The sequence below is a fragment of the Caldisericia bacterium genome (assembly GCA_021158845.1).
GTDB lineage: Bacteria > Caldisericota > Caldisericia > B22-G15 > B22-G15 > B22-G15.
Genome location: JAGGSY010000001.1, coordinates 1 through 3,718, shown reverse-complemented (window position 1 = coordinate 3,718; position 3,718 = coordinate 1). Strand labels below are relative to the sequence as shown.

Annotated in this window: 3 protein-coding genes; all 3 read right to left on the bottom strand. The window is 37.4% G+C overall.

Going from position 1 to position 3,718, the window contains the following annotated elements:
• Positions 1–64: 64 nt before the first annotated feature.
• From rlmB to J7J33_00005, 3 genes are read right to left on the bottom strand one after another with little or no spacing between them, the layout of a single operon-like run.
• Entirely contained in the window at positions 65–811 is a 747-nt protein-coding gene (gene rlmB, locus J7J33_00015; GenBank protein ID MCD6167687.1) for a 23S rRNA (guanosine(2251)-2'-O)-methyltransferase RlmB, read from the bottom strand.
• On the bottom strand, positions 774–2,225 hold the full coding sequence (gene cysS, locus J7J33_00010; protein MCD6167686.1) for a cysteine--tRNA ligase: 1,452 nt from the start codon (positions 2,223–2,225) through the stop codon (positions 774–776). The genes rlmB and cysS overlap by 38 nt, the downstream gene beginning before the upstream one ends.
• 18 nt (positions 2,226–2,243) lie before the next feature.
• Positions 2,244–3,680 carry a glutamate--tRNA ligase gene (locus J7J33_00005; GenBank protein ID MCD6167685.1) on the bottom strand — a complete coding sequence of 479 codons (1,437 nt, stop codon included), beginning with the start codon at positions 3,678–3,680 and terminating at the stop codon, positions 2,244–2,246.
• Positions 3,681–3,718: the final 38 nt, after the last annotated feature.

Below are 3,718 nucleotides of genomic sequence, written 5' to 3'. Positions count from 1 at the left end.
CTTGTAATAGTACCCAAATTTGTCCACTTTGTCAAGTAAAATTGAGAATTTTTACTATAGTCCTTTATTTAAAATACCTTTCTCTTATTTTTGTGAGTTCAAAGAGGGCGATGCCTGCTGATACTGATGCATTCAGGGAGTTTACCTTTCCATACATAGGAATCTTTAGAACCATATCACTTTTTTCAATAACCTTTTTACCTGCCCCTTTTCCCTCTCCTCCAACTACAAGAACCACAGGGAAGGGAACATCCACCTTTCCAAGAATTTGTTTCCCTTTCATATCAAGGGTAACTATCCACAAACCTTTCTCTTTCAGCGTTTCAATCCCTGAAAGAACGCTCCCTATCTCATAGATTGGAATGTGAAATATGCTCCCTACTGATGCCTTAATCACAGATGGCGTTATGGTAACTCCCCTTCTCTTTGGAAAGATAACTCCCTTTACTCCAAAACACTCAGAGCTTCTTATTATTGCACCAAAATTTTCCGGATCCTCTATGTTTGATACAAGAACATATATATCACTCTTTCCTGCCTTTATCTCTCTTACATCTCTTATCCTCACAGGGGATACATATGCAATAACACCCTGAGACTTTGGATAATCTCTAAAAAAGTTTTTATCCTTAAATGTAAAAGGAATCCTCTTTTCTTTCAGTAGATTCTCAAGTTCTCTTATCTCCTTCCCCTTAACTCCAAACTTTATTATGACCTTGAGTACCTTTCCAGATTTAACTGCTTCAATTACAGGATTTCTTCCATAAACTATGTTATTCTCTTCTGAAGTAGATGGTTTCCCTCTTTCCATCCCTCACCTCATATCCAAGCTCCTTGAGCCTTTCTCTTATTTTATCTGCCTTCTCATACTCTTTATTCTCTCTCATCTTCTTTCTCTCATCTATTATCTTCTTTATTAATTCCTCCTCTTCCTTCTCCTCATCCCCCTTTTCAACAAGATTAAAGTCAGAAAGAATCTTTATAAGTTCCTCCTTTAAATTCTTAATCTCTTTAAAGGAAATTTTTATTCCAAGTATGTTTAACATATCCTCAAATACCTTCAGTGCATAACTGAAACTACCCTCTCCTCCTTCTCCTTTAATCTTATTTATAAATTTAAATAAAACTCCGAGGGCACCCTGAGTATTAAAATCATCATCCATAAAGGATATAAACTCTTTCATTGCACCATCAGAGATTTTCCTTATCTTTTCATCATCCTCAGGGAATTTCTCCTTCATCACCTTAAGGAAGTTGTAAAACTCCTTAATTCTTTCATAGGATTTTTTTATCTCATTCAGTTTCTCAAAGGAAAAGTCTATGGGAGAGTGATAGTCACCTGAAAGGAGAAACAACCTTAAAACCTCTGGCTGATACTTCTTTAATAGTTCCTCAATGGTAAAGAAGTTTCCAAGAGATTTGCTCATCTTCTCCCTGTTTACAGTTATAAGGCCGTTGTGAAGCCAGTATCTTACATAGGGTTTATCTCCTGCCCATGCCTCAGATTGAGCTATCTCATTCTCATGATGGGGGAAAATAAGGTCAATTCCACCACCGTGAATATCAAAGGAGAAACCAAGGTACTTCATGGACATAACAGAGCATTCAATGTGCCATCCCGGTCTTCCCTTTCCCCATGGAGAATTCCACGCTGGCTCTCCTGGTTTCTGTTTTTTCCATAGCGCAAAATCAAGGGGGTCTTTCTTTGTTTCATCCACAGGAATTCTTGCTCCCTTTATTAAATCCTCTATCTTTCTTCTTGAAAGCTTCCCGTATTCAGGAAACTTTTTTACCGAAAAGTAAACTCCTGTATCTGTTTCATAGGCAAAACCTTTATCCTCAAGTTCCTTTATCATCTTTATAATATCGTCTATGTTTTCTGTGACCCTTGGATATATGTTTCCCTCTCTATCAACATTGAATAAATTAAGATACTTTTCATACATTGAGATAAATGTCTCTGCAATCTCCTTTGGTGAAATTCCCCACTCATTCGCCCTTTTTATGATCTTATCGTCTATATCTGTGTAGTTTTGAACATACTTAACTTCAAATCCTTTAAATTTTAAATATCTCTTTATGGTGTCAAATACAACGAAAGCCCTTGCGTGTCCAAGATGGGGGTAGTTATCAGGGGTAAGACCACAAACATACATATAAATTTTTCCCTTCTCTCTTGGAACAAGCTCCTCTTTTTTTCTCGTCAGTGTGTTGTATACTCTAATCATTATTTACCTCCCGGTTCAAACTCCCTTCACCTCTGAAATTGCCTCTGAGAGCCTTTTAACGCTCTCTTCCTTTCCAAGAAGATATATGTAGATGTATATCTCTGGTCCCTCCTTCTTATGTGTTATTGCCACCCTCAATGGAAAGTAGAGTCTCTTTCCCTTAAAACCAAGTTCCTTTCCTGTTTTTCTTATAAGGGATAGAATTTCATTTTCATTCCACTCTGAAAGTGATGAAAGGTTCTTCATAAACCCTTCAAGTAAAGGAATAAATTCCTTTAAGTATTCTTTATCCTCTCTTGAAAGAGGTGGCGGGGAGAATATATCCTTGATTATGGGATTTAAATCCTTAAGAAGTGTCATGTGTTCTCTAAGAAGCCTTGTTGCCTCCTTTATCCAATTATCGGATAGAAAGGGAAACTCTTTTTTTACAAAGGGTTTTACCCTCTCAAAAATAACCTCCAATGGAAGTGTCTCCATATATTTGTGATTCATCCACTTTAATTTTGATAATGAAAATATTGCGTTACTCCTTGAAAGGTTATCTATGTCAAACTCTTTAATAAGTTCCTCCATTGTAAAAAACTCCTTTTCCTTTGACTTTGGAGACCAGCCAAGAAGCGCCATGTAGTTTATTAGAGCCTCTGGAAGAAAGCCATCCAATCTATAGTCTCTTAAGGATACGCTCCCGTGTCTCTTTGAGAGCTTTGTGTGATCTTCACCAAGAATCATGGGGAGATGGATAAATTCAGGAACAGGAAAACCAAAAGCTTTATAGAGAAGAACCTGCCTTGGTGTGTTTCCATGAAGATGGTCCTCTCCTCTCATAACATGAGTTATTTTCATCAGGGCATCGTCAATCACAACTGCAAAGTTGTATGTTGGAATTCCATCAGACCTAAGAATCACAAAATCGTCAAGGTTCTCCATGGGAAAGGTAAGTTCTCCCCTCAATCTATCATAGACTTTAACCTCTCCAGAGAGTGGTGTTTTAAACCTTACAACAGGGATTCTTCCCTCTTCAAATTTCTTTCTTCTCTCTTCCTCTGTAAGATTCCTACATCTACGGGAGTATTTTGGCATTTCTCCCCTCTTTATTGCTTCCTCTCTATCTCTTTGTAATTCCTCTGGAGTGCAGAAGCAGTAATACGCCTTATCCTCTTTAAGAAGCTTATCAATGTATTTTTTGTAAATATCAAGTCTTTCACTCTGTCTGTATGGTCCATAGGGTCCGCCTATATCTGGTCCCTCGTCCCACTCTATACCAAGCCACTTAAGTCCATCAACTATATCTTCTTCATACTCCTTTTTTGAACGGAGCTTATCTGTATCTTCAATTCTTAATATGAGTTTTCCTCCCCTGCTTTTTGCAAATAAGTAGTTAAAAAGAGCAGTCCTTACATTCCCTATGTGCATGTATCCAGTGGGTGAGGGCGGAAATCTAACTCTAATCATCTTTCCTCCTTTAAACAAGGTCTTTAATTAATTATAAC